General features: G+C 54.9%; 28 protein-coding genes. 13 read left to right on the top strand and 15 right to left on the bottom strand.

The genetic code is table 11. The features are described 5' to 3' along the window. The 8 genes from APH36_RS24750 to APH36_RS24715 form a co-directional block, all read right to left on the bottom strand. Positions 1-2452 (bottom strand): Eco57I restriction-modification methylase domain-containing protein (locus tag APH36_RS24750; protein ID WP_156342193.1); only part of this gene is annotated, 2452 nt, incomplete at its 3' end. A 98-nt stretch (positions 2453-2550) separates the two neighbouring features. Beyond that, positions 2551-2856, bottom strand: a complete 306-nt coding sequence (locus APH36_RS24745; protein ID WP_009682487.1) for a hypothetical protein — start codon at positions 2854-2856, stop codon at positions 2551-2553. Between the two features lie 235 nt (positions 2857-3091). Beyond that, on the bottom strand, positions 3092-4606 hold the full coding sequence (locus APH36_RS24740; protein ID WP_054903394.1) for a zeta toxin family protein: 1515 nt from the start codon (positions 4604-4606) through the stop codon (positions 3092-3094). 12 nt (positions 4607-4618) lie between these two features. Further along, the gene (locus tag APH36_RS32365; RefSeq protein WP_198752939.1) at positions 4619-5062 is read right to left on the bottom strand and encodes a hypothetical protein; all 444 of its coding nucleotides are present in this window, start codon (positions 5060-5062) and stop codon (positions 4619-4621) included. Next, positions 5055-5420 carry a hypothetical protein gene (locus APH36_RS24730; protein WP_198752940.1) on the bottom strand — a complete coding sequence of 122 codons (366 nt, stop codon included), beginning with the start codon at positions 5418-5420 and terminating at the stop codon, positions 5055-5057. Before APH36_RS24730 ends, APH36_RS32365 begins: the two co-directional genes overlap by 8 nt. Positions 5421-5446: 26 nt before the next feature. Then, positions 5447-5815 (bottom strand): hypothetical protein, encoded by a 369-nt coding sequence (locus tag APH36_RS24725; protein WP_054903392.1) that lies wholly within the window; start codon positions 5813-5815, stop codon positions 5447-5449. Further along, the gene (locus tag APH36_RS24720) at positions 5812-6225 is read right to left on the bottom strand and encodes a hypothetical protein (RefSeq protein WP_054903391.1); all 414 of its coding nucleotides are present in this window, start codon (positions 6223-6225) and stop codon (positions 5812-5814) included. The genes APH36_RS24725 and APH36_RS24720 overlap by 4 nt, the downstream gene beginning before the upstream one ends. After that, a complete protein-coding gene (locus APH36_RS24715; RefSeq protein ID WP_054903390.1) occupies positions 6226-8754 on the bottom strand; it encodes a type IA DNA topoisomerase in 2529 nt (842 codons plus the stop codon). It abuts the gene before it with no gap. Between the two features lie 138 nt (positions 8755-8892). Between APH36_RS24715 and APH36_RS24710 the strand changes: the two genes are divergently transcribed. The 8 genes from APH36_RS24710 (at position 8893) to APH36_RS24675 (ending at position 17925) form a co-directional block, all read left to right on the top strand. Beyond that, the gene (locus APH36_RS24710) at positions 8893-9309 is read left to right on the top strand and encodes a lytic transglycosylase domain-containing protein (protein WP_054903389.1); all 417 of its coding nucleotides are present in this window, start codon (positions 8893-8895) and stop codon (positions 9307-9309) included. Positions 9310-9317: 8 nt separating this feature from the next. Continuing rightward, a complete protein-coding gene (locus tag APH36_RS24705) occupies positions 9318-10448 on the top strand; it encodes a hypothetical protein (protein WP_054903388.1) in 1131 nt (376 codons plus the stop codon). Next, positions 10448-11437 carry a DsbC family protein gene (locus APH36_RS24700; protein ID WP_054903387.1) on the top strand — a complete coding sequence of 330 codons (990 nt, stop codon included), beginning with the start codon at positions 10448-10450 and terminating at the stop codon, positions 11435-11437. Before APH36_RS24705 ends, APH36_RS24700 begins: the two co-directional genes overlap by 1 nt. Before the next feature lie 9 nt (positions 11438-11446). Next, complete coding sequence (dnaG, locus tag APH36_RS24695; protein ID WP_054903386.1) at positions 11447-12730, top strand: DNA primase; 1284 nt, start codon at positions 11447-11449, stop codon at positions 12728-12730. Positions 12731-12740: 10 nt separating this feature from the next. Then, on the top strand, positions 12741-14981 hold the full coding sequence (locus APH36_RS24690) for a hypothetical protein (RefSeq protein WP_054903385.1): 2241 nt from the start codon (positions 12741-12743) through the stop codon (positions 14979-14981). Positions 14982-14990: 9 nt separating this feature from the next. Beyond that, positions 14991-16364 (top strand): hypothetical protein, encoded by a 1374-nt coding sequence (locus APH36_RS24685; RefSeq protein WP_054903384.1) that lies wholly within the window; start codon positions 14991-14993, stop codon positions 16362-16364. Positions 16365-16546: 182 nt separating this feature from the next. Further along, on the top strand, positions 16547-17266 hold the full coding sequence (locus tag APH36_RS24680; RefSeq protein ID WP_156342191.1) for a hypothetical protein: 720 nt from the start codon (positions 16547-16549) through the stop codon (positions 17264-17266). Between the two features lie 50 nt (positions 17267-17316). Then, positions 17317-17925, top strand: coding sequence for a hypothetical protein (locus APH36_RS24675; RefSeq protein WP_054903382.1), 609 nt, complete (start codon positions 17317-17319; stop codon positions 17923-17925). A gap of 63 nt (positions 17926-17988) precedes the next feature. On the opposite strand, the gene ligD is transcribed toward APH36_RS24675, so the two are convergent. Then, complete coding sequence (ligD, locus tag APH36_RS24670; protein ID WP_082422885.1) at positions 17989-19131, bottom strand: non-homologous end-joining DNA ligase; 1143 nt, start codon at positions 19129-19131, stop codon at positions 17989-17991. Positions 19132-19530: 399 nt separating this feature from the next. On the opposite strand from ligD, the gene APH36_RS32835 reads away from it, so the two are divergent. The 3 genes from APH36_RS32835 (at position 19531) to APH36_RS24655 (ending at position 20771) form a co-directional block, all read left to right on the top strand. Then, a complete protein-coding gene (locus APH36_RS32835) occupies positions 19531-19896 on the top strand; it encodes a hypothetical protein (protein ID WP_232895391.1) in 366 nt (121 codons plus the stop codon). A gap of 139 nt (positions 19897-20035) precedes the next feature. Continuing rightward, positions 20036-20407: a hypothetical protein gene (locus tag APH36_RS24660; protein WP_054903380.1), complete on the top strand. Its 372-nt coding sequence runs from the start codon at positions 20036-20038 to the stop codon at positions 20405-20407. A 4-nt stretch (positions 20408-20411) separates the two neighbouring features. Beyond that, a complete protein-coding gene (locus APH36_RS24655) occupies positions 20412-20771 on the top strand; it encodes a hypothetical protein (protein WP_153183658.1) in 360 nt (119 codons plus the stop codon). A gap of 49 nt (positions 20772-20820) precedes the next feature. Here APH36_RS24655 and APH36_RS24650 read toward each other — a convergent pair whose 3' ends face one another. Continuing rightward, positions 20821-21015, bottom strand: coding sequence for a hypothetical protein (locus APH36_RS24650; protein WP_054903378.1), 195 nt, complete (start codon positions 21013-21015; stop codon positions 20821-20823). 21 nt (positions 21016-21036) lie between these two features. Then, positions 21037-21330, bottom strand: coding sequence for a hypothetical protein (locus tag APH36_RS24645; RefSeq protein WP_054903377.1), 294 nt, complete (start codon positions 21328-21330; stop codon positions 21037-21039). A gap of 162 nt (positions 21331-21492) precedes the next feature. Here APH36_RS24645 and APH36_RS24640 point away from each other — a divergent pair, with 162 nt between their 5' ends. Both APH36_RS24640 and APH36_RS24635 read left to right on the top strand, forming a co-directional pair. Further along, positions 21493-21750, top strand: coding sequence for a hypothetical protein (locus APH36_RS24640; protein WP_014003952.1), 258 nt, complete (start codon positions 21493-21495; stop codon positions 21748-21750). Positions 21751-21760: 10 nt separating this feature from the next. Continuing rightward, positions 21761-22000: a hypothetical protein gene (locus APH36_RS24635; protein ID WP_054903376.1), complete on the top strand. Its 240-nt coding sequence runs from the start codon at positions 21761-21763 to the stop codon at positions 21998-22000. On the opposite strand, the gene APH36_RS24630 is transcribed toward APH36_RS24635, so the two are convergent. Genes APH36_RS24630 through APH36_RS24615 form a run of 4 tightly spaced genes read right to left on the bottom strand, consistent with a single transcriptional unit; the run spans position 21997 to position 24669 of the window. Next, a complete protein-coding gene (locus tag APH36_RS24630) occupies positions 21997-22386 on the bottom strand; it encodes a hypothetical protein (RefSeq protein ID WP_054903375.1) in 390 nt (129 codons plus the stop codon). The two genes, APH36_RS24635 and APH36_RS24630, sit on opposite strands and share 4 nt — an antisense overlap. 46 nt (positions 22387-22432) lie before the next feature. Then, complete coding sequence (locus APH36_RS32830) at positions 22433-23344, bottom strand: hypothetical protein (protein WP_177337052.1); 912 nt, start codon at positions 23342-23344, stop codon at positions 22433-22435. Positions 23345-23369: 25 nt separating this feature from the next. After that, positions 23370-24134 carry a hypothetical protein gene (locus APH36_RS24620; RefSeq protein ID WP_232895390.1) on the bottom strand — a complete coding sequence of 255 codons (765 nt, stop codon included), beginning with the start codon at positions 24132-24134 and terminating at the stop codon, positions 23370-23372. Positions 24135-24162: 28 nt separating this feature from the next. After that, complete coding sequence (locus tag APH36_RS24615) at positions 24163-24669, bottom strand: hypothetical protein (RefSeq protein ID WP_054903373.1); 507 nt, start codon at positions 24667-24669, stop codon at positions 24163-24165. Positions 24670-24707: the final 38 nt, after the last annotated feature.

Genomic DNA, 24707 nt, shown 5'->3' with positions numbered 1-24707 from the left:
ACAGATGATTCGGTACCAACACCATTGGCTTTCGGAAAAGCCCCATCCGCTTGCTCTCCATCACGGTTCCGACACACACCAGCGTCTTACCGGCGCCGACTACGTGATCGAACAGTGCTGTGCCGTCCTGAATTCCGCGCCAAATTGCGTCCTTCTGGTGCGGACGGAGCGTGATGTCCAGCGAGGTGCCGGGCAGCTGCAGGTGTGAGCCGTCGTAGCGGCTGGGAATATTGGTGTTGAACCTATCGTTGTAGAGTCGCGAGAGGGATTCACGACGATCCTGATCCTCCCAGATCCAGTCGGTGAACGCAGCGCGGATCTCGTCCGCCTTTTGGTTGGCTGCAGCAGTCTGAGTTTCATCAACCTGCATGATCGGATGGCCATGATCGTCCTTTCCGACCTCCACTTTCACTTGGATCGGGCGGTTCGTTAAAACCGCCTCTACCAGCTTGTTTGCGGGGTACGCTTCGGTGCCCCAGGTGACGCGCATGGTGGTGTTATCCCCCTCGGAGATGTTCACCATCCACTTGCCCAAGGCCTCCTGGTAGTCGATGCGCCGGCGTACATCCCCTATCAGGTGTACGACGAAATCATCGATTGTTTTCGCCGGTACCCAAGTCGAACCCAGCTGCACGGAAATGTCGATCGGCTCGATGTCTGCTGGCTGTATCGGACGCAGCGCCTCGACGTTCTCCAAGAACTTTGGATCGTGTTCCGCGGCTCGAAGCGCTCCCCTGAGTTTCGCTTTCACGTTCCCGGTCAGGTACTGATCGGCTGTTTCCCAGCGATCCTTGCCCGGATTGAAGTAGACAAGTCCCTTCAGGTCACGAAGGAGTTCAGGCTCACTCAGACCGCACAAGCGGATCATGCGCTCGAGGTCTACACGGCCCACCTGGTTCATGCTGACAACCAGTGCATCCTTAGCGGATTCGACGTGCCGAATTTCTTCGCGTGGGCTCATCACGCGGCGCGAGAAGATTGCGGCTTTATCAGCTGTGGGATTGCGCGCCGGCACTCCGTGCTTGCGTGCCATGTCAGCCGATACGCCGCGATCGTAGTTGCTCTCAAGCGCATTGAGCAGAGGGTATTCAGGATCCTCCCCCATCGCCAGGCGGTTGGCTTGGCTACTCAGGTGGCCAAATCGACGGACGTACTTGTCGTACAGTCCATTCAAACGGCCGCGCAAGGTTTCCAGATCTTGAGGGTCAACGGACTGCTCAGCATTCATCAACGCGCGCAGAGCGTCACGTACCTCAATCATGCCGCGAATTCGTTGGCCTGCCCGCTCGGTTTTCGGGGTAATGAACTGGTAGTCGTGGGCTGCAAGCTGATCTGGCAAGCGACGGGCCAAATGGTCGTCAGCGGTCACAAAGTAGGAACCCACTTTGGTATTCGCTGGCAGGTCGACCTCGGGTTTACCTAATTGGCCATCAGTTTCATGATCAAGAGGCTCGCCTGTGAAGGTGCGGATAACACCTGCAGGCAACGCTTGAAGTCGGGCGCTGATCGCCGCGCTCAGGTCCTGGCCTGGCTCCGCCATCAAATCAGCGGCATCGCGGCGCATCTTCCCGGTGAGGGCCATCCGGCCGGCCATCTGCTCGGGATTGTCGATGAAATACTGGTTGATCGTGATTGGCTCACCCGATTCGCGATCTCGTATTTCACCGACATCTACCCAGCGGCGCTCCGGTTGGTCTCCGGGGAGTGCCTTCTGGAAGAACACGATATCCGTCGTTACTTCGGTCAGGGCATTCTCTTTGAACGCCGTGTTGGGTAGACGAATAGCGCCCAGGAAGTGGGCCGTATCTGCGATATGTTCACGCGCCTTGCTATTGGCGGCATCGAGGAAATACCGACTGACCACGGCTCCCATCACACCACCAGGTTTGAGCGTATTGAGCGATTTAGCCAGGAAGTAGTTGTGGATCGAGAAACCAGCCAATTCGCGGTGATGCGGGTCATACAACGATTGCGAACCGAAGGGCGGGTTCGCCACGCAGGCATCGAAGTATGCGCTTGGGATAGCCACATCCTGCAGACCGCGATTGATGAAGGTGGATGATGGATAAAGATGAGCGCCGATCTGCGCTGTCAGAGGGTCAAGCTCGATGGCGGTGATGCGACTGTTGCTCCGCATTTCTGTCGGCATCAGGCCGATGAAATTGCCAATGCCGGCAGCTGGTTCCAGAACCTTGCCACCTTTGAACCCTAGTCGCTCCAGACCCTCGTAAATGCCGTCGATTACGGTGGTTGAGGTGTAGTGCGCGTCCTGGGTGGAGCGCCTGGCCCTCTCGTACTCATCTTGGCTGAGCAGTGAGGCCAGTTCCTGGTACTCGGCACGCCAAGCATCATTTCGATGATCGAAAGCCTGCGGCAGTCCACCCCATCCTACATATCTGACCAGCGTGGATTGTTCGTCTGGGGTGGCGCCACGGCCTTCCTTGTGCAGCACCTGCAGCAGTTGAATGGCAGCGACGTTATCGCGGAATTTCGATTTTGGACCGCCAGAGCCCAGTGAATCAGCACCGGTAATCGCATAGTCAGAGGGGGCTACAGGTCCGTTTTGATCTCCAACATTTGCAAGATCTCGTGCTCGGTCAGACCCTGCTTGCTGTCCGCTGGCAGGCTGTTGATGGCCGTCAATTCCAGGGCTTGCTGCTCCAATAGCCGGCTGAGCAGTTGCAGCTCGCCCTGAAGCTCCATCGCCTTGAGGCGTTCCGGGCTGTTCAGCGCCCAGCGATCCAGAATCTTCCAGCCTTGGAGACTGAACGACGGCGACTGGCGGATCGATGCGAGTGTCTGTTGGCTCAGGACTCGTGCGGAGATTTCCAGGGGCTGTGTTTGGTTGGTGATCATAATGGCGGTCTCCTTGGTCTTCGTCGGAATCGAGGCCGGCTTGCAGGTCCTCGATGGTATTTACCGTCTCTTGAAAAGCGAAATCGAATGTCATCTGCCCCTGATTCTCTGGGGTCTGCCGCCGTTTTCTAGGCATTGCCGTCGCCTCCTATTCCAGTTTGTATAATAGTCATTATACAAACTACTGAAGACACGACAATGTGCGTTTCTAACTCACTGTTTTTAAAAGGTACTGTTAGTAGCCCGGCTTCGGCCTTTTCAGGAAATCTCCCTGGCTAAGATCGGTCGGGTACTTGTGACGGTACTCCGATCGGATGCCATCCAGCTCAGCATGCTCGCTCGGGGCAGCTCGCCGTACAAGCATCTTTCCCTCGATCACTTCCAGGTTGTAACTGAAACCGCGAATCTCCTCGGGAGTCCAGACGCGCTCGCGTTCTTGAGTGATGCGCAGTCGGCCAGCTGCTGGAGTGCAATCCACCTCAGAGAGGCGACGCGCATACAACTCGGTACCGTTGCGGCTAAACACCTGCAGCGTATCGACTAGGTTATCTGATTCTAGCCGTTCGACGGTTACAGGCAGGCCTGCGTAGGCCTGATCATGCTTATCTCGATTCGACCAACGACCAAATCCGTTGGCTTCTCGCTGCAGCTCGTAGCGCATATGAATGCTCATGCGGCTGACGAGGGGATCTACTGCCAATACACGGGCTTCGACCCGATAGCCAGCGGTGTGAAGGCGAGAGCACAGCCTGGCGAGACTATCGGGATCCCGCATGGTCCCGTCGATCAAGAGATTCCGCCGATTCTTGATCGCCAAATTGGTGAGCTTTACCGACCATGCGCCGGCGTCCGGATGAGTACGATCGGCGGCCAATCGATCGTTCTGCCGCATCAGCTGCAGGTATTGCGGATGGTGCTTGCGCAGCTCATCAGCATCAACCTTGATGGTGTTACCACCGAACTCATCCAGTGCTTTGCTGCTGAGTCCGGCCTTGCCTGCACCAGGTTGTCCCCCGAGAAGAACGGCGGTTGGATGGTTGACAGGTTTGGTAGTGGAGAGCGCCAGGAGGGCGATGTCGTCAAAAATGGCATCGTGGTCTTCGGGGGACAGTCGGAATTGCGACTGGTCGTCCTTGGGAAACGTCATTTGCTGTCGGTGTCCTTCCTTGATACCAGCAGCGATTGCCTGAGCTTCAATGCGCAGCTCGCTGATAGTAAGCCTACCGTCTGAAAGTCCGACGGCCTTCAACATGCCTTGTAGGGCATTGCGGGTGCGGTCCCATGCTTTTCCGAGGAATGAACGCTCCTCCTCCGCGACAAACGCGAAGACCTCTTCTGCACGATGGATGCCGGGGAGTTTGGCGTAGTGCTGATCCACGTACGCCCAAATATGGGCTAGTGAAGGTTCGCCGCGCGTTTCAAGAACGCGATCCAGGAATTCCCGCTTTTCTTCGGGATTGAAGGTGTTGAGCCCATAATGCCCGAGGAGCTCGTGGCGCAGCGCTCGTCGGACGGCCCCTTCATCACCCATATTGGAAGCGGCAAGGGTAAAGATGGCTCTTGCTGGGTGGTAGGCTGCGTCAATTCGGTATCCGATTTTTTCTCTTGCGGCGTCGGGTCCATAAATTTCCTCCTGCGTGGCCTTGATAATAGCAGTCACACCTATGTGACCACGATATTCGGCCATGAATCGATCCACTATCGCCTGGGCCTGAGCAACGGTAAGGCCAACGTGATCGGGAGATGCCATGAGGTATCCCCTTCAAACCGAAGCTTTGACAATCGGCCCGTAGCGCTCTATTGCGTGCGCTACCGCCACATTGTCGTCAATGCGAAGCCGGGAGCGCTCGACTACGAGCTCAGCTTGCTCGGCCCTCAGCTGATCAATCAGCGCCTGGTTCGGATCGTCCTTGCTGCGCTCGTTGTGGATGTCGCGAGCTTTGAGGGCGATCATGTTGCCAATGGTTTCCATCGCGGCTTCAAAGGCCGCAAGCTGGTGATCCGTCCACTGTTCCGGCATGGCATTGTCCTTCTTTTTTGGTGTGAAGGCCTTGGTGATCAAGGCGAGGCCAAGTATCAAAAATAACGCAGACTGAAGCCATTCGGCTGTGGGACTGGGTTCATTGAGTCGAGAGTTGATCGCCATGGCCAGGCCCACTACGACACTCAAAGCAGCTACAAATAACCGCATGATTCGATTATTCATCGTGTCCCCTTGCGGCGCTGTCTTTGACCAAGGACAGCTCGAAGCAGTCATTCAACACGGTCATCAGTTGTTCCGCAGTAGGCGCGCTTTGGCAGCGGAACAGCACGATGGCCAACTCTTTAAGGCCATGGGCTCGGTTGATGCTGTTGACCGCCAAGGCACGTAAATCATCGGTGTCATAGACGTTCGCCAATGCCGCCCCCTCCGCGCCTGTGATACCTGCCGTGCGATCGATGGAGGTCTCAACCGACGGCGGCAAAGCAGGTTTGTGATCCGCATCCACCAGCATCAGGGAGACGATAAATGGCACCGACATTCCTGCAGGATTTTTGGCGAAGTAGGCCGGGACGACCTTCATTTCAGTCTCGTTAAACATTTGATTCCCTACCGTTTAACGTCGAGTGCCAGGAATGGCCCTTTGAAGCCAACCTGCTCGTCTACTGAACTGAACGCTGCTATCCCTTTGGCTCGATCTTTGAGCCACCGATCAAACAGCTTGCGAGCTTGCTTGTCATCGACGCGAACCAATTTTCCGTCCTCAGCAAAGAACACTGGCATGCGGAACGTGTTGCTGTCGTCTACCGAAATGGCCATCTCATACCATTGATTCTGACCCTCGGTGACTTTAATAAATTGGGTGTGCATCCCTTGGATAACTTCCCTGTGTTCGCCAGGCTCTTTTGATGCCCCTGACTCCTGGTTGCAGCCAGCCAATAGGATCAGCAGCAGGATCGGCAATGTGCGGCGAATCATGAACGATCTCCTTCAGCCCACCCTGGCGGGTAGGCTGGATAAGTGATTGAAGCCTCGAGGATTGACGATGTTTCGGGAGCCAAGGCCCATGCGTAATAGCCAGTGCCCTCAAAATAGAGCACGGGTTGTCCCCCGAGCTGGCCTATGACGCTGGCTCCGGCGGCATAGGATTTGGGCAAGTCGCCCAAACCCAACGTTGGCAGGTTGATTGATGCGTGCAGCACCTCCTCGTGTTTGTAGAGGCTTCGCGCGGCGGCATCTCCCCAAGCGCTATTGTCCCGGGCGATGGTTCTGAACCTCATCCACTCCAGCGCAGGTAGCGCTCGCATGTGCTGCAGCACCAGATCCTGGAAACCCTTTTCGTGGGCCAGCAGCTGCCGGTCATGTTCGTTAAGGAAATCGGTGATCATTCAGCCCACCTTCTTGCCGAAGTCGAATTCGACTTTCCAGCTATCCCGGTTGAGTTTGAGGTATGCGGTGAATGGGCGCTTTTCACGGTTGAGAAATCCAGAGAGCTTCTCCGTCTTCCCGCTCGTGAACAGCGCATCCGCTTCCAAAGCACTCAGCGGCCGACTGGCGATCACTGCACCGACTTTGAACTGGCACGCTTTGCATTCAAAGTGACCTGGTACCGCTGAAATCTCACCTGAGCAGCGTGGGCACTCAAGCTTGCTTGAAGACATCGCCGGCGCCGGTGGAACTGGACGCTCCGGGGCGCTGGGCGCTGAGTCGAACACAAACGTCGTTTTCCCTGTGCAGGTGTCCAGCTTCAGCTTCGCGGAAAACTTGGACTGTTTTTGACGACTCACGAAGCCCTTGATGACAGGTGTTTCACCCTTCACCAACAGCAGTTCGATCTGGCCTGGAGTGAGAGTTTTTCCTGATACCTCGTGCCAAAGTACGAACTCGCAGTTGGAACATACGGTTCGTTTGCCCCGGTTTTGCAAAGCGCTTTTGCAGTTAGGACAGGGAGCGCCTTCGCCGGCTGCGGGCGGGAGGGGCATGATAGAGGCGTCCTTGGCAGTGGCTACAACGTCACGAACGAATTCCTCGGCGTAGCGCATGAAGTCGCTCAGGCTCATCGCTCCATCTGCGACTTTATCCAGCGAACGCTTGAAAGCACCGGCTTGCGCGGGGTCTTTAACTCGCATGGGCAGAGCGTCAATCAAACTCCTGGCTTCAGGGCTGGTCATGAGTTTCTTGCCCTTTCCCCCCGCCGGCACAAACAGACTACGTCGCTTCATGTCGGCGATGATGCCTGCACGGGTGGCTGTAGTGCCTATCCCCTCACCCTCTTTGAGCCGCTTTTTCAACTCCACATCGTCCACGTACCGATGCAGATTTTTCATTGCATCGAGGAGCATGTTGTCGTCGAAGCGCGGTGGCGGAGTAGTTACCTTGCCTGTGGCGTTCACCTCCAACCACTGGAGCAAATCGCCGATCTGCACATCAGGCAGTTCACCCTCGGGCCCTTCATCTTCGCCGGGCGCACCATCCAGCGGTGGAGGCTCTTTGTAAACAGCTTTCCAACCTTGCTCGGTTGGGCAGACACCAGTTGCGCCGAAAACCTCACCAACCTGAACACGAATGCGCAACACCATCGACCGATACCGGTAATCGGCAGCAAACTGGGCAAGATACGCCCGGACCACCATGTCGTACACGTTCCGCTCAGGTTCCGACCAGTCAGCCACATCGACTGGATTTTCCGGGGTTGAAGGGATGATGCCGTGATGCGGGGTGGGTTCACCCGTGGGAGTACGCATTTTCGCATCATTGAAGGCTGCTGATTTGCGCTGTGGGTCCAGCTCACGAGCAATGGCCTGCAGATCTGGCCGCAGTTGGATAATGCCTGCGATCACACCGGGCGCCTCGGCATGATGGGCTTCAGAAAGGAAGCGCACATCGGTACGAGGATATGTCATGACCTTGTAGGTGTCGTAGAGCTTCTGCGCGGCCTCCATCACCTCGTCACCGGTATAACCGAAGCGGCTGAAACCTTCCATTTGAAGCTCGTTCATGGACAAGGGAAGTGGGGGCTTCTTCTTCTTGTCGGTGACCGAGTGCTCGATGACTGAGGCTTCCCCGGGCACGCCATCCTGCAGGCGTGCAAGGAGGGATTTCGCAACCCCTTCGTCGACCAGGCGACCGGATTCATCCAGGCCAGCCTGGTCATCCTGTGGCATCCAGCGGCCGCGGATTGACATCCCCGCTTCGGCTGTGAAAACGGCACTGATGTCTTGATAAGGGACAGGTTTGAAAGACTCGATCGCTCGGTCCCGCTCGCGGACGACGTACAGCAAAGGGCTCTGCACGCTACCAACGGGCAGCAATCCTTGGTGGCCCATGTCGCGCCCTCGAAGGGTCATCGCCCGTGTACCGTTCATGCCCAAAAGCCAGTCATAACGGCTCCGAGCAAGCCCCCACAACCGCCATCCTCTGAACAGCGGATCAGAGTTGTCACGCATATTCGCGAGTGCTTCGCGGACCTTGCTGGGGTTGTAGTCGTTGATCAACACCCGTTTAACAGGCTTGCGGCAGCAGTAGTACTCCAGCGCCTCGTCGACCAGGCTTTGTCCCTCGCTGTCCGGATCGCCAAGGTGGTACACAACGTCACACCAGGCCAGAAGCTCTTTCAGCTTGCTGAGCCGGGGCCGTTTGCGAGGATCAGGCAGAATTTTCCATTGCTGTTCTGGTGGAATAATTGGCAGATCTTCCATCCGCCAAATTTTCCGACCCTTGCCGGTTGTAGGCAGATCGTCCGGCAAATAGTCATCAGGCGTCGCTTGTTGGAAGGCATGTCCATCCAGCCATACGCACCAGTCGTTACCGTGTTTCGTCCAGCCTGCCCCACGATCAGAAGTATGTCCATTGAGCACAGGGAATACACCCTGGGATAGCTGGGATTCTTTCTCAGCGATCCAAAGAATTTTTTCCATCAACCCTCCTTACCCTTGAGTCTGGAGCCGTCTGGACCTACCCAGCGACCGGTGTGGTTTGCCTTGCCTTGATTCCGTAGAATAGCTACCATACGGAAAAGCATAAACCATCACGGGTTATTACGGAAGGATTGCCTAATGGTTCCAATTCCCGCTCCACCGCCTGATGTCGCCCAAGACCTGGTACCTGCCTGCATGGTGCAAGCTGCTCGGGATTACAGCCTGCCATTGCGTGGCCTAATCGCTGTATGGCTTACCGAGAGCGGCAGCGGTGAACCGTTGAAGAGCGTGAACAAGAACGGGACGGTCGATCACGGGCCCTTCCAGATCAACACGGTTTGGGCAAACCGCCTGCAAAGCGAGTTCGGCGTCCCGCCCGAGCTCATCACGAGCGATTTCTGCTGGGCGGCAAGGGCCGGCGCTTACATCCTGCGGTACGAAATTAATCATGCCGGTGGGAGTTTTTGGGACGGTGTTGGGCACTACCACTCAAGAACACCGAAATTCAAATATCCCTATATACAGCGCGTATATAACAACTCATTGAGATTCTAGGAGGGAATATGGCGCGCCATAACCAGGGTGAGTCTGATGGTATGGGAGTTGTGTGGTTGGTGATGATAGCACTTCCTGTTGTGTTTGGCTGGATGTGCTGGTCGCGCTGGCACGGCACGATCAGCTACTGGGGGTTGAAGTGGGCTTGGCATCAACTTGGTGTATTTGATTGGTCATTTATGCCAGATCAAATTCGACTGTGGCGATACGAAGCGGCCCAGCTTGCGATGAACCCCTCGCAAGTAAAGTTTGCTGACTTGCTGCGTCTGCTCAATATTTCAGGGTACTTTTTCATTTTCATCCCCGTCATATTAGCGCTACGTGGGTTCCGTGCGGCGCATCGGCACGCGGCTAACAAAACCCGCCGAGTTATCACAGTAGAAACGCTGCCATGGGTGATGTCTAACCATTCACCCGCAATCATCCCATCCTTGTATTACGGCGATCCGCACACGCTGCTTTTGAATGAAGATCCTGAGGAGCACCGCAGCGCGATCCATCCCGAAGAATGGGCTCTGCAGCATGGCCTCATCGTCAACCGACGGCTCGACCGGGAGCGCTGCCGGGAGCTGCTGGTAAAAGACTTGGGTAGCCGGATCAAAAGCCTGAATGAGCTGAGTCCTACCGAGCGAGCCCTGTTTGCAGTGTTCGGCGCCAGGCTGTTATCGGATGGGCGCGATATGAAGAAGGCCCAGGAGCTGCTGGACGCTCTGAATCGTTCATGCCACCACAACACCTTTGAGGGAAAAAAGGGCTATCCCGATTTGAGCTTGGCTGACGATACGTTCAAGAAGTATGCCGCGCACCCGGAAGCTCAAACCTGGCTTAATAAACACCCCTACCCCAGAACAATGCTTTATGCCATGCACCAGCAAGCTAGTAACTTGGGAAAACTGCCATCGTCTCAGTTTCGTTGGTTGAAAGGGATGGACCGCCCTTTGTTCTACGCGCTGAACTTAGGTAAGCGTAAAGCTCCGCTTATGGAAGCGGGAGCAGTTTACACGCAGACCCACTGGGAAAGTTACGCCGATGACACGGGTTATAGGTTGACCGAGCCATTTATCGAAGATGCAATCGACGGGGTTGAAAAGTATTTGGCCAAGCTTGGTCTCGTCGATCTCAATACTGGAGATATTTAATGAAAAACCGAGACAAGATTCGTCATTACGACAACACCCTTCACATTCACTTCGGCTCGACTGGTGAAGAACGGAGTGTATCGTTGTTGCCCTTGGAGCGCGGGCTGTCTCTGAAGCGTGAGGGTAAGCAGATCCTCGTGACCAGCGCATTTGGTGGGAAGCTGGAGCAGGTCGTTCTCGAGTCCTTTGGCACCGAACAACTGGCTACTGACGCCTTTGAAGCACTCCAGAGCGCTATTGTTTCGCATGGGTTGCGCCGGCGCTGGACCTCCCGGGCCAAAGGGATCGTAAAGTGGGGAGTTATCCCCGCTTTCGCAATCATTTTTGCCCTCGGCTTGAACATGTTTGCGGCAAAACTGACCGGGCTGCAGGCGCCTACCGAGGCGCAGTATGGGTCGGGAAGCGGTCTCCAGGCACCACAGGCCCCTACCCCGGCATTTGCCCCACAGAACCCACAGACATTCCAACAGCCTGCCCCAGACCTCTCTAACATCCCCGGCCTTCCCAAACCAACAGACCCGAAAATTGTCCGCGAGGCGATCAAGGCCGGGGTGGCTACCGGCAAGTATTCAGTGAAGCTATCCGAAGGGGCTAAAGGGACTGTCTACGTCTTCTCTGATCCTTCTTGCCCTCACTGCCAGAAATTCGAGCCTGAGCTCGAGCAGCTCGCCGCGGATCATACCGTTGAGATCTTCCCTGTATCGGTGATCGGAGGTGAAGGCTCAGCCAAGCCTATCGCACAGATGCTTTGCGCCCCGATCGAGCAGCGCGCCTCGATGTGGAAAGCCATCGCCAAGGGGCGGCCGATCGATGGGCCTGTATGCGAGGAAGGCCTTACCCATGTTCGGGCCAATGACCAAGTCTTCAGAAAACTGCAGTTCCTGGGCACCCCAACGGTGATCAACCAGCAGGGCGCGCAGACGCCGCTCGCCCTTCCCAACCAAGCGGCAGCCATTGCCCAGTGGCTGGAACAGACGCAAGCTCAGTAGGGATCGCTCATGGGGAAGTACGTTAGATACAGTGACGAGTTTCTCGATCGAGTCCGCCAAGCAGCGGATTTGGTGGGGTTGATATCGCGTGACATTACACTGAAGAAATCGGGCAAAAGCTTTAGCGCTTGCTGCCCCTTCCACAAGGAAAAAACGCCGTCGTTTAGTGTTTCCCCAGAGCGTAATTTCTACCGCTGCTATGGATGTGGCGCGAAGGGTGACGCTATCACGTGGATGATGGACCATCACCACCTGCCCTTCCCTGATGCCGTTGCAGCGGTTGCCGAATTTTCGGGCATCCAACTCCCGGAGCCCAGCCTGGATACAGCTGCTGATCAAGCGCGGAATGCGGAGTTGGCAGCCATGTACCGCGCCCTCAAGGACGCCCAAGCCCTCTATGTAGGCGGCATCCAGAGGAATGCAAAGTCATATGGCTACCTGACTCAACAGCGAAGGTTGAGCTCCGACACGATCGGTAAGTACGGTTTAGGCACCGTAGGTACTGGTATTGCAGACCTCCTGCTGAAGCGCCACGACCGGCAGATCCTGATTGATTGTGGTCTGGTATGTGAAGCCGAGGATGGCCGTTTATTTGACAGATTCCGAAGTCGGATAATGATCCCGATTCACGACCACGGCGGGGCCCTAGTTGGCTTTGCAGGCCGATCTGTTATTGAGAGCCCTGACCGAACGCCTAAATACATTAACTCGCCAGAGACGAAACTTTTTCATAAAGGCGAGGAGCTGTATGCCTTCAACGTCGCCCGCCAATTCATCCGGGCTGACAGACATGCAGTGGTGGTCGAAGGCTTTTTCGATGTGTTAAGCCTCCACCAGGCTGGTGATTCGCGGGCAGTTGCTCCCATGGGAACGTCCCTTACCAATGTGCAAATGCGTAGGCTCTTTCAAAATGCAGATACCGTTACATTCGCCTTCGATGGCGATAAAGCGGGACGAAAAGCGGCTTTGAGATCCTCTGCAGTTGTATTGGAAGAAATGTGCGACGGGAAAAATGCGCAATTCTTGTTTCTTCCAGAAGGTACCGACCCGGACAGTATCCTGCGAGAAAACGGTCTCGAATATTGGATAGAAATGCTGAATCAAGCGCAACCGCTCAGCCGTTTCCTGACCGATTTTGTTAAGCACCGTCTGGATATCGAGATCCCCGAATCCCAGGTTAAAGCAGCGGAACGCGGTCGGGCTGTCATAGCCCGTATTCGCGATGCGGCTCTCTTCAAAAAAGCGCTTAGCTTGCAATTTGAGCGCGCTATCGGCATTTCCTTGAGCGCGTAGGAGACGATTAATGGCTATCGATTCTCAACACGAGATCCAAGCTGGACGCTTGTCCAGAGACACCCGGTCAGCTTGGACCCGATTCATGGTCTCGCTTCATCGGCCAAATAACTTCAAGCTGGCGATGCTCGCACTTATTGGGTTGATGGTCTATCAACCTGCCGCGTGGCCTGTTTGGATACTGATCATGTGCATGATGGTTATGTCCTTCAATGATCAGCGTTTTCGAATGCCATTGCGGATGCCAAAAGACATCGGTGGTAAAGATCGAACTGATTATTACGAAGAACTGGTCGAACAAAAAACCTTGTGGGGCTTATTTAAAAGCTCTCGAACGTTTCGCAAGCTCCTTGCTGCTGGTGGCATCATGTATCTGGGGTATTTGCGTACGCCAAACGCCGAGGGCATTGCAAGGAGTGAGGACGAAGGTCGAGAACTTTGGCTCAACAACTCCGACTGCCGTACGCATATGTGGATTCCTGGAACCACCGGCAGTGGAAAAAGTGAAACGCTCATGGCGCTGTTCTTCAACGCACTTTGCTGGGGATCGGGAGCTTGCTACGCAGACGGCAAAGCTGACTCCAACCTAGCATTTTGCCTGTGGTCTCTTGCCAGGCGCCTAGGCCGTGAAGATGACTTCTTGATCCTCAACTATTTGACCGGGGGTATGGACCCATTCGATAGCATGGTGGCCCGCGAGAATGGAAAAGAGTGGACCTCGGACTTTAGAGCGCAGTCGAACTCGCTGAATCCCTTTGGTGACGGTGCTGCCGACTTTTTGCTGCAGCTCTTGGCGTCGCTGCTGCCTGCGGCCAGTGGCGATGGTGCGAAGTGGCAAGAAAAAGCGATCAACATGGTCGACGCAGTGATCAGGACGCTCTGCTACAAACGCGCCAGGGGCGAGATTGAAATTTCCGTTGCTACCTTCCGGCATTATCTCGCGCTGAAGAATCTGGTCGAGCTATACAAAGAAGGCCAGCAGGGTCTGATTCCCGAGACTGCCTACCTGCCTATCAAAGCGTACTTTGAGACCGGCCTGCCGGGCTTCAACCCCGACTTGGTGGACGATCCCTCTAAATGGGACGCGGAGGTATTTAACCAGCATGGCTATTTGACTGGTCAATTCTCTCGCATTTTCTCGATGATGATGGATACCTACTCGCACGTGTTCAGCGACAAGTATCCGGAAATCGACATGATGGATGTATTGCTTAACGATAGGCTGCTTGTGGTGATGATCCCGAGCCTGGAGAAATCAGCCTCCGAAGCGGCATCGCTGGGCAAGCTCTACATCTCGTCCATTCGGTTGATGATGGCTCAAAACCTCGGCTACAAACTGGAGGGGACGAAAGAGCAGGTGCTCGACACAAAAGCGACCAATGCGCCCAACCCCTACCTCATCATCAGTGATGAGCTGGCTTACTACTTTGCTGCAGGGATCGCTGTCATGTTCGCACAGGCTCGTAGTCTGGGCTTCATGATGGTTGCTGCAGTTCAAGACATGCAAGGTCTGAAACGTGGCGAGGCAGCTGACGAAGCTGCTTCGATGCTGGCCAATACCAAGGTTAAGTGGGTGCTCGCATTGGAAGACCCTGAGGACACCTACGACTTCATCCGCAAGGCTGGCGGTGAAGGGTATTACAGTGTCTTGGGTGGCTACGATGAAAGCTCCGGTGCCATGCAGTCCTCTTTCCGCGCTCAAGCGGGAGCCAATATTGAGAAACGTAACAAGATCGAGCTGCCTGACTTGAAAAAGCTCCAAGCCGGCGAAGGCATGGTCATCTTCAAAGATAGCGTTGTTCCGAGCTCCAGCTTCTACATCCCGGATGAGCACAAAAAAACTAGCAAACTTTCGGCACGTATCAACCGGTTCCTTCAAATTGAGCGACCAGAATATTCGCGGCTCCCGCATAGCGCCGAAAAGATCAGCACAACCGATCACCATTCAGTCGATTACGTAACTGCCCAGTTGCGCAGAGTCGAATCCGCCTACTATCCAAAGCTGGATGATCCGGTTCTCGAAGAAGTTGTGGCAACGGCAGCTCACATGGACAGTATTACCCGGTTTGAAGTGACCCCAGAACAACGCGGCATTGTGTTGTTCCAAGCTGCTCGAAAAGCTGTACACGCTGCAGAGGCAAAAGGTCTCTCCGGCTATTACCACCAGATTCGTGATGAAGACGAATTCGAGGAGTTGCTGGGTGATGAAGGGGATGATCTAGAGATACCCGAAGAAGCCTTCGACGACTAAGGAGTTTTTATGTCCACAGCTATCAGATTGGGGAACGACTACTGGAAACTCAAAAAAGATAACATTGAGTTACCTGTTGTTTGGTCAGAGGATCGAGTTTCTAATCACCATGTTGGTGTGGCCGGGACTTCAGGTGCTGGTAAAACGCATTGGATTCGCGAGTTTGTAACCAACATGAATGAAGAGGTCGAAATCGACATCTTTGACTATCACGGTGATATCGAGATCCCTGGCGCAGAGACCGTCATGTTTAGTGAGTCATCACGCTACGGGTTCAACCCGCTCATTCTAAACACTGATCCGCATTATGGCGGTGTTCGCCGCGCTGTGAATGACGTCATCGAGTCGATCAATTCGACCTCAAGAAAGCTTGGGGGTAATCAGGAAGGTGTGCTTCGGCATTTGCTAACAGATGCGTACACCGCCCGCGGCATACTGCCTGGTGATCCTCGAACCTGGGTACGGCGTGAAGCGACCGAAGAAGAAATTCGCCACATAATTCAGACAAAGCAGTGGAATGAGCTCCGTGGTGTTTACCCAACGCTACCTGATGTGATCCGGCTTGCGAAGCGTAAGCTCCGTTCACTATGGATGGGTGTGGACGACAGTGGCGATGGAAAAAAAGCCTTGAGCTGTTTTGAGGAATATTGCCGCTGCATGTCGGCGGTGAATAAACGGCGTACTGAACTCGCAAAGGCAAATGCGCGAGGCGACGACTCGGAAATGGAGGCACAGCAGAAACGGCTCAACACGGCGAAAGAGAAGGCAGCCGAGGCGCATATGACCTTCCTTAATAATATTGAGACTGGCCATGAGTTCGAGGATGTCATCAAGTACCACAGTAAAGATGTTGTATTGAGTGTGATCACTCGACTTGAGAATCTTCACGCTACTGGCGTTTTCAACCCAAACCCTCCCCCGTTTGGCAATGCAAGGGTGCGGCGCTACAATTTGAAACCCTTGGCTCAGTCTGAGGACGAATTAAAAATGTTCGTGCGCTTCCGCCTCCGGTCAATCATCCGCGAGATGATGCAACGAGGTGAGTCTGGCGGAAAGCTGCGGCGACTTGTTGTGCTGGATGAATCCAAGAAGTTTAACGATGAGGATGTCAGTAATCCAATTAACATCATCGTCACTGAAATGCGGAAGTTTGGGTTGTCGATTCTTTTGGCTGGTCAGTCCCCGGCACATTTCAGCTCTGACTTCATCAAGAATGCCGGCACCTTGCTGCTTTTGAACCTGGCCACTGCAGATTGGGATGAGGCTGCCCGCAAGCTCAAGATCGATGTGAAAGATCTAAAATACCTACGCCCGCAAACCAGCGGTGCCGTCCGTATGCTTGAGAAAGGCCAAATCGCTCAGTTCAAGCAAATTCATTTTTAATCTACCTTAGCGGGCTTGCAGGTCCGCGATCGTCCACGCCAGGGTCATGCTAGTGAGTGCCGGCTTCCCATGTCAAAATGAGATTAGGACGTTCTTCACTCAACCCTTGGCATGATATGTTCGAGCTGCCCGCGATGCCTGCACCGAGCGGGCATTGGCCAATCACCTGCCAGGGCATAGAAATGGACATTCGCTTTTTCCTCGAACAACGACTCTCATTCATCAAGCAGCTCTACATCAATGGAACCGCCCCCTTCATTGAGCGCATTCGGAAGATTGATGCAGAGGAAGCTCCTTTCATACCGCCCTATTCGGAAGATGTTGAGCCTGCCTTTCTGACAGAATGGCTGGAAGCTGACTCCTCGATCGAAGTTCTTGGCGGAGCATGCTTATCTATGGTTTCAGCATCTCTGCATCTCTACCTCACTGAATGGCATCGAAGGCTGGGCACGCCGCCAGGGCCGTCGTTGAAGCAGATTTTCAAAAATCAGGGATGGCCAAATGGCTACAGGGCTTTTTACGCCGCTCATGGCGCAACTCCCTTTGAAGAAGGCCCTTTTGACTTTAGCTTGATCGAAGAGCTTGTCTTGGCACGGAACAGCACCCAGCACCCTGATTCCCTAGTGTTCGACACGCCACGATACTCGGATGACGCGCTCGCAAAAATGCGAAGCCCGTTTTTTGTCAGTGATCGAGAGAGTGCGTTGATAGAAGAGAACGATGGCGAAACGAGGCAGTGGTTATGCCGACCAAGCATTAACGTTACGTCAGAGAAATTCTTATACGCGATTGACCAAGTATCAGTGTTCGTGGAGTGGTTAGAAAAACAAGGTGAGCAGATTCAGCAGAAGCAATGGGAAGAGAGGAAGCATCAACGAAAAGAAGCAGTGGATCGATCGTAAGCTGCCGAAAAGCATAGAAATACCAACACACACAAAGGAAGAACAGCAACATGCGATTTACATGGAGTAGTTTGGCATTCAGCGTGGCATTGCTCACTGGTTGCGTTTCTCAGTCAGCATACACACCAAAATCTGACGAGCAGATCGCCCAAGAAGCTCTAGACAAAACAGTCAGCGACATGAGAGCCAGGGGAGCTTCACAACAGCAAATAGACACGACTATCGCGTACTCGAAGCTATCGTATGAAGACCAACTAAAGGACAGTATTAAGCCAAGCGCTGTCTCAAATCCTGCTGAAAACCTGGTCGACATGATCAACAGCAGCCTTTTCCACTGTGACCTACAGCGCAGCAGCTTGAAAATCAGAATCACGGACGACTACACAAGGAAGACTGAAAGAAAGCTCTCGCAATGCGCCGCCTCTACGAGCCGGATTGTAAGCAGCTACTACTACAAGGAATATGTTTCATACGAGCCATCTGAGCCAGTGAAATCAGCATCTGATGAGGCATACCTCAAGTGGACCAGCTACGTGAACAGCGTACTGCAGGGCTCACCCCCATATCTGCAAGAGCAGGCTGCGCTTTCTGTAAAAGACCAGGTCAGCAGATTTCGGCAGGTCTATCTTCGAGAGATCATCAGCAAGCGACAAAAATAACCATCAGAGCCCCCTACCCCGGGGCTTTTTTAAGCACGCACGATTTGATGGCAAGACGTTCACTCAAACCGGCTCACTGTCGCTTTCCAGGCTGATGACGTCGGCCGGCTTATCGTCGCGTAGACCGACGAACACTGCGTGCCGGACCTTGCCGGCCGGGGTTATCTCCGCGAACTTCACTTCACACACCTGCTGCGGGGCTAGCCACACAACCCCTGCGCGCTCCAAACGAGGCGGGTCGATCAGAGGGGGGCGATCCTGGGCAAGCGGCGCGAGAGCTACCAGCAAAGCCTGCAGGGTACGCTCGCTGAACCCGGAACCAACCCTTCCTGCGTAAACCAGGTGTCCTTCGTCGTTATGCAGGCCCAGCAATAGCGAGCCAATGCCGCCTGCAGCCCGGGTGTAGCCGGCTATGACGAATTCTTGCCGATTGCCACACTTGAGCTTCACCCAGGCACCGTCCCGCGCGCTGCTGTATCGGCTACCGTCTCGCTTCCCGACGATGCCCTCCAGGTTCATCCTGCAGGCATTGGCAAGCAATTGCATCGGGTCAGCATCCAAGGTTGCGGAGAACCGCACTCGCTCCATCGGACAATGTTCGAGAAGCGCCTCGAGCACCTGTCTCCTTAGCTCGACGGCTTCACCCCGAAGATCCGCACCATTGAGGTACAGCAAGTCAAAGGCCACATAGACCAGGTCATCAGTGGCCTTCGAGGCGAACGCAGACTGCAGGGCTTGGAAGGCAGGTCGACCGTCGTCCTCCTGAATCACGACCTCACCATCGAGCCAGGCCGAATGCACGGCCAGGCGTTTAAGGCCTTTGGCAAGCAGTGGCATACGATCGGTCCAGTCAAAACCGTTCTTGGTGAAAAGCTGCACCTGGTTACCATCGATCCGGACCAATAGGCGATACCCGTCGTACTTTAGCTCGTACCTCCATTCACCTTGCGGAGGCCGAGTTGTCAAAGTCACCAGTTGTGGAGCGATCCAACCCGGATTCGGTGCCTTGGGTGGTTGCACGATCCGCGACCTCGCTATCTGAGATTTCCCTTTAGAGTGGAGTGCTGGATTGTCAGAAAGATCACTGCGTCCGCCCAAAGGGTGGCATGAATTCTCTGTTGGAGGGCTGTTACCATGTTCCTTTTGCCGCGCAACTGAGTTGAGTTTTACCGGAACGCCGGCGGCGTTTAGCAAGTGTTGGAGCATTGAATGGAAGCAAGCCTACCGAGGATCGTAAATCCGGCTGCGGTCGGTAAACCACGGGACTATGACCACCTACTGGGCACTATGAAGGATCTCCATCTGTCCCTGCAGGTGGGCACTTCGAGGCATGCCATCAAACGACGTAGAGAAGCGTACGGACTGCCGCCCTACACCGTAGCGCAAGCTATCGCTCCATATACGCACTTGCTGGGGGTTATCTCGGATCGTTCTGTTGCAGCTCGATGCGGCGTCTCGTCCCACATGGTGAAAGCCTACAGGGAGTCCCAAAAAATTCTGCCGGTCTTTAGGCCCAAACCGCGGCAGCAAAGCCTACCCCTTGGACACCCTCTGAGAGCCTACAAGCCCCTTTTCGGCTTCGTGAGTGATCAAGATATAGCTCGAGTGTCCGACGTTCCGCTCGATGCCGTACAGCAAGCGAGAGAGTCGCTCGGGTTCGGGCCAGTCGCTCCTCTACTCCAGCCCATCGAAATAGCCCCTCTGCAGGACTTCCATGGTCCTTTGCTGGGTTACGAGTCCCTATTGCACAGCATGTCGATCGCCAAGATCAGCCGCATCGTAGGGGTGCCTTTCAGCATCATCGAAAAGCGCCGTGATTTTCTGGGCGTGAAGCCTTATGAGCGCGTATCCAGAGCTGCGAGATACAACCACCTGTTGGGTGTTATCCCCCATTCGTTGTTGGCCAAACTCGCAGGCATCTCGGCCTCACGAGTTCAGGACCTCAGCCGCGCGAAGAAGCTTGCGACCTGACTTCGCGCCGGCTCTGCAGCCCGGTTTGCTAGAACCTTCGCATGGTAAGCTGGTGTTCTGCTTGCCCCCCAGCTGGCCCAGCCGCTCTCCATTTCCGAGACTGGGCCGATGCTTCATACAAGGTTATCTGAGGCCAAGTATGGCTACCAAATCGAACCCGCTCTACGGACGTATTACCTCTGCGCAGGTCCTCGAAGTTCTCAAATACAGCAGCGGTAGTGACCTCAAAACCCAGCAGGCCCAGCTCACTGCTACCTGCAATCAGCTGGAGCAGCTCAGTACTCCCAGTATCGGCCTTAGCGAGCTCCTGGATATGGACGACTGCGACCTGCTAAAGCGGGCTGCAGTTCTCCTGCGCGACCTCAACCGTCACGTTGAGCGGGCAAAAGAGGTGCGGGTTGAACTCGAAAAACGAGAAGACAAGGCGCGTAAAGCCTATTTGGTAGCAATCAGCGGGCTGATCGCGAATCGCTTCCCATCAGTCACCGATGAGACTCCCGGGGCGAGATGAGCAATTGCTGGAGATCATGGAGCTTCATCTGGCCTTATTCGACTGCAACTACCTGGAAGACTATTACGAGGGGGGGCTTTCCTCGCAATTTGGGAGGGATTTTGACCGTTTCGAGAGTGGCGAGGAGACACTTACTCAGGCGGTAAACGGCGCTGCGCAGAACTTGCGGTACGACCTTGGGCAACGGTTGGGCTATTCGAGCAAGCAACCCGATCCAGCAAAAGCACTGCAGGCTGTGATCGAGGAGGCCGATCGGCTGCGCCCAGCAGCCAAGGCAAAGAATCAGGGATTGTTTCAACGTATCGAGCGCGTATTGGCCAGAGAGCAAACCATCCGCATCACTGCCGATCCACACCAGCCTTAACTGACTTGCTCACTGGTCGAGTTCAACCCGCGCTGGGCGGGCTGATGGTTCACATGCTGTCGATGAATGCCGCTACACGTTCCACTGTCGGTTTGCTCAGTCGGTGGTAGTCCACGAAGTGGAAGAACCCGTCTTCCACATCGAGCTGGGCGAGCTCATCAGCGTTGAACGACCAGCGCTGGCCACCGTGCTCAAATTCCTGCCAGTCATCGTGGGTAGCTGTTTCGGTTAATCGGGTACTCACGTTCTTTGCCCTCCTCCAAGCTTAGGACTTGCAGCTGGTGTGTGCGATCAGCCAGCCATGTGGAGCCGCTGTTTCTGCAGGGGCCGGCACCATTTGAAATGTACAGGTATGACCCCCAGGCGCCGATGCAACGACTGTCGCAGTCAGCGCTGTTTGCTGCAGTACATTTACTTCCACGACCTCCTCGGCAACGTCATAGAACTGTGCGGTAAGGTTCGCTGCGATAGGCGCCGGTCCGCTCTCCTCTGCTGCAGCGCTGACTGTTGCTAGTAGCAACAGCACCAATCCTCCCCCTACCGAGATTGCTTGTTTCATTCCCTTCTCCTTCCGTGAGCGGTGATGCCAATTGGTTCTAGAGATTTCTCTCTTTTGGCTGACAAGTCGTGCAACAAGATCTATTATAAGTACGTACGTACGTACGTACGTACGTACATGCAACATTCAAACGGGGCGGCTACCCCTCTCTAGGAGCAAGCGATGGAACTCAAAATCTCATGCGGCAATGTTTCCCAAGCACTGGCTGAGTTGAAGCCTGGTGAATCTCTGGTCGTACCATGTAATGGCAAAACTACCCAATCAACTCAGTCGAGCATCGGGTCAATGCTCGCCCGCCGTCAGCTGGCCAGCGCGATGTACAGCCAGAGCAAAGCCCTGATCGTACGGGACGAGCTGTCCCTTCCCATTCCGGTGATCATCGTTACCCGGCGTGCGGCAGAAATTGCCGGCGCAGCGTGAGGAGAAAATCATGAATACTCATCGTTGCGTTTTATTGCAGGGCGTTCAGGACATCAAGAATGCCTATGCACATCTGCTTCAGGCCCGCTCGGACCAAGCTTGCCAATCAAGCGCGTTGATCATGGTCGACGGAGTGGTCTGTAAAGTCCCGCTGGGTCAAGGTCTCATTGACATCGACCGAGCAGAACCGGTGCAAGCAAAGGGCAAAACCATCTGCCACAGCGCGGCCTGCCCTTTCATCATCCTTTAAGGGGAAGGCGCCCCTTTGGGCGCCTTGTACCTCGCCATTGGGTGTCTGTTCAGTACGACCATTCCCGTCGGGTGAACGTTGAACTCCAGGTAGCTCGACTCGTAATCAGCCTTTGTAGCTCCGTCGAACACCGAGTCAGCCAACCACGCGGCCATAGCGGCTTGAATGGCGTGACGCCCCATGGCCTGCTCATCATTTTCTTCCATTGCTTTGACCAGTTCGCTGGCCCAGAACGGAACTGCACTCTGCGCAAAAGACTTCCCTTTTTCCCGAATCATTTCGCGTTTTGACTCTGAAACAGCAACCAACCCGTTCAGATCAATTTCGGTCTGGAAGAGAGCGGTTTCTTGTTGTTCGGTGTTGAAAAACTTGAATTGTAGAATCACATGCTTGCTCCAAATGAACGAGAGGGCCGTAGCCCTCTCTGGATGGTTATGCTGGCCGTGGAGCCCGGGCTTTCGGCGCTGGTGGGGCTTCCTTCCAGTGAATGCCATGCTCGGCCTGGCGCTGTCTGATCAGCTCAGAATGCCTCATCACCCCCACTGTCTTGTCGATGCTCTTCCCAGCCTCTTCAAAGCTATGGAACACTCCTTGAGGCTTGCGCTCACCATCCACTGGTTTGCCTGGGATTCCAGTGCTGTACGGAATGTGCGTGGAGGTTCGCACCTGGAACACTTCGAACTTGTCGCCCGGGCCTTCGGTATTGTGGAAGACGTCGAGGCGTTTTCCGTGGACCAGCCGGCCAGGCTCCCCGCGTTCGTTGAGCTTTGAAGGCTCGGACGTATGATCGAATTCACGTGACTTGAAAATGGTGGTACCGGCGATGACGCGTTCCCGCAGGCGTTCGTCGCCCTCTGCAGGCGCTGCCGGCAACTTTTCAACGTTGAACACCCGATTCAGGCCTTGATCGCGAAAGGGAGCTTCGGATTCGTGCCCTTGGTGCTGAGCCAGCTTGGCCACCAACTGACGCGCTATGTGCTGGCTTTCAATGTCCTTGGGCTGCGCCTCGATCGCGGCGATGACCTCTTTGTATTCGCTGCCCGTCAGGCGATGCCGTTTTTGTTCAGCAATGTCCTGCAGGACGCCTTGCCATTCTTGAATCGAGCTCGCACTCATCGAAGTCTCCTTGCCTTGTAAAATCCCGGTCGAGGGCGACGTAGAGTGCGGCGGCACCCGGCATCCCTTTCGGTTTTGAATTTCTTCATCGCTTGGGCGATTGGCCTGGTCGAACGAAAACGATCCATCGTCGTAGCGTTCGAGGTAGCCCCATGTGCAGTCTTTGTCACTTTGCCCAGGTTTGGGCGGTTGAGCCCACCACGGCTCGCGAGTCACTAAATGCTTCATAGGCCACCTCCTTCGCTTTGGATCGTCACATGGTGAAGTTCGCCATAACCTGATTAGTTTGTTGGTCGACCAGGTCGATCGAGCCGCGCACGACCTGACCGACTGCGGTGTTGCCATCAGCTTCCGGGATGTACAGGTACAAGGTGCCTCGAAGGTCAAGGCTGCCTTTTGCCCGGGCTTCTTCGATGATCCGAGCTTGGGCAGGGTCATTGACTTGCAGGCTGCATGGGAACGCCGATGGCTTAACCTGCAGGTTCATTCCTTGAGCGTTGCGAACAGGATTTGCCCAGCAGTACTGCCCGTAGCTGGTGAGTGGGAACGAATGCGTATTGAAATCGTATGGACCGACAGAAACGTTCTGCATGCTCAACACGCTCGACACCCCAAACCCGGAGATCGGCAGTGAGTAGTAATCATTGGCAGCATAGGATTTCAGCGAGGCCTCGAATGCCGGCCACTGGGCTGACTCAATGTCCTTGCGCTTGAAGGCGTCGCTGGTGGCCAGGTAGTCGGCGGAGAGGTAGCCCATCTTGTCCTCCGTCGTGGCCCCAGGCGCCTTAGCAAGCACCAGGAACGTGAGTGGCTTGCCGTTGTTACTCGCCAAGTCCTGGTACTGGTTCAGCGGTACAGAAGTGTCGATCACTTGTGCAGGCTTTTCCGGTGCCGCGGGCGGCGTCTGTGTGCTCTGGCTCTGCTTGGGGGTGGATACTGGTGCAGGTGCTTCCTTGTCATTGCATCCAGTCAGGAGCCCCATCACAACACATGCTGCAGCAGTCATTTTCAGGTTCATAAAGCATCAATTCCGTTGAATTTTTTGGTCAGCCGAACAAAGTGTGCATATCCGACTTCCAGGCCCCGAACTGGTTCGCCTTTATGCGTACCCCGATTTCATGCAGGTTCGGAACGCGAGTGACTAACTTAAACAGCAAGAGCGGGCTTTTATCGGGTACCAGCTCCCAGCTGGACACCTGATCAAAGTCAATCAAGGTCGCGCTGTTCAAGTTGACGTCTACATACAACGCCTTCTTTGCTGCGGCATCAAAGCCGACGTAGCGGTTGAACATCACCGAGACGGCTTCATGGCTCGGGCTGAAGCCCGTCAGCTTGACCTTCTCGACCATGCGATCGAGGCGCGATTTGAAATAACGTGGAGCCACCGAGAACAGCAGGTAGCCGAGCCCGAAATAGACCAGCGCGATGGCCATGATCCCTAGCGATACCTCTGTGTCCCTGGAGAAGTGGGCACAAGCGATCAGGAATACTGCAATTACTGGCAACAGACCGAGCCAATAAAAAGGACGAAGGACCCACCAGATAATGTTCATATCGATCCCCTCAAAAGTCCGTATGAGATACACAATAC

This window comes from Pseudomonas sp. NBRC 111133, from assembly GCF_001320605.1.
Classification (GTDB): Bacteria; Pseudomonadota; Gammaproteobacteria; order Pseudomonadales; family Pseudomonadaceae; genus Aquipseudomonas; species Aquipseudomonas monteilii.
This window is presented reverse-complemented; position numbering and strand designations above follow the sequence as displayed.

Excerpts from the sequence above, each read along its gene's own strand:
- APH36_RS24745 (WP_009682487.1), bottom strand. The coding sequence starts at position 2,856 with ATGATCACCAACCAAACACAGCCCCTGGAAATCTCCGCACGAGTCCTG.
- APH36_RS24740 (WP_054903394.1), bottom strand. The coding sequence starts at position 4,606 with ATGGCATCTCCCGATCACGTTGGCCTTACCGTTGCTCAGGCCCAGGCG.
- APH36_RS32365 (WP_198752939.1), bottom strand. The coding sequence starts at position 5,062 with ATGAATAATCGAATCATGCGGTTATTTGTAGCTGCTTTGAGTGTCGTA.
- APH36_RS24730 (WP_198752940.1), bottom strand. The coding sequence starts at position 5,420 with ATGAAGGTCGTCCCGGCCTACTTCGCCAAAAATCCTGCAGGAATGTCG.
- APH36_RS24725 (WP_054903392.1), bottom strand. The coding sequence starts at position 5,815 with ATGATTCGCCGCACATTGCCGATCCTGCTGCTGATCCTATTGGCTGGC.
- APH36_RS24720 (WP_054903391.1), bottom strand. The coding sequence starts at position 6,225 with ATGATCACCGATTTCCTTAACGAACATGACCGGCAGCTGCTGGCCCAC.
- APH36_RS24715 (WP_054903390.1), bottom strand. The coding sequence starts at position 8,754 with ATGGAAAAAATTCTTTGGATCGCTGAGAAAGAATCCCAGCTATCCCAG.
- APH36_RS24710 (WP_054903389.1), top strand. The coding sequence starts at position 8,893 with ATGGTTCCAATTCCCGCTCCACCGCCTGATGTCGCCCAAGACCTGGTA.
- APH36_RS24705 (WP_054903388.1), top strand. The coding sequence starts at position 9,318 with ATGGCGCGCCATAACCAGGGTGAGTCTGATGGTATGGGAGTTGTGTGG.
- APH36_RS24700 (WP_054903387.1), top strand. The coding sequence starts at position 10,448 with ATGAAAAACCGAGACAAGATTCGTCATTACGACAACACCCTTCACATT.
- dnaG (WP_054903386.1), top strand. The coding sequence starts at position 11,447 with ATGGGGAAGTACGTTAGATACAGTGACGAGTTTCTCGATCGAGTCCGC.
- APH36_RS24690 (WP_054903385.1), top strand. The coding sequence starts at position 12,741 with ATGGCTATCGATTCTCAACACGAGATCCAAGCTGGACGCTTGTCCAGA.
- APH36_RS24685 (WP_054903384.1), top strand. The coding sequence starts at position 14,991 with ATGTCCACAGCTATCAGATTGGGGAACGACTACTGGAAACTCAAAAAA.
- APH36_RS24680 (WP_156342191.1), top strand. The coding sequence starts at position 16,547 with ATGGACATTCGCTTTTTCCTCGAACAACGACTCTCATTCATCAAGCAG.
- APH36_RS24675 (WP_054903382.1), top strand. The coding sequence starts at position 17,317 with ATGCGATTTACATGGAGTAGTTTGGCATTCAGCGTGGCATTGCTCACT.
- ligD (WP_082422885.1), bottom strand. The coding sequence starts at position 19,131 with ATGCTCCAACACTTGCTAAACGCCGCCGGCGTTCCGGTAAAACTCAAC.
- APH36_RS24660 (WP_054903380.1), top strand. The coding sequence starts at position 20,036 with ATGGCTACCAAATCGAACCCGCTCTACGGACGTATTACCTCTGCGCAG.
- APH36_RS24645 (WP_054903377.1), bottom strand. The coding sequence starts at position 21,330 with ATGAAACAAGCAATCTCGGTAGGGGGAGGATTGGTGCTGTTGCTACTA.
- APH36_RS24640 (WP_014003952.1), top strand. The coding sequence starts at position 21,493 with ATGGAACTCAAAATCTCATGCGGCAATGTTTCCCAAGCACTGGCTGAG.
- APH36_RS24635 (WP_054903376.1), top strand. The coding sequence starts at position 21,761 with ATGAATACTCATCGTTGCGTTTTATTGCAGGGCGTTCAGGACATCAAG.
- APH36_RS32830 (WP_177337052.1), bottom strand. The coding sequence starts at position 23,344 with ATGAAGCATTTAGTGACTCGCGAGCCGTGGTGGGCTCAACCGCCCAAA.
- APH36_RS24620 (WP_232895390.1), bottom strand. The coding sequence starts at position 24,134 with ATGAACCTGAAAATGACTGCTGCAGCATGTGTTGTGATGGGGCTCCTG.
- APH36_RS24615 (WP_054903373.1), bottom strand. The coding sequence starts at position 24,669 with ATGAACATTATCTGGTGGGTCCTTCGTCCTTTTTATTGGCTCGGTCTG.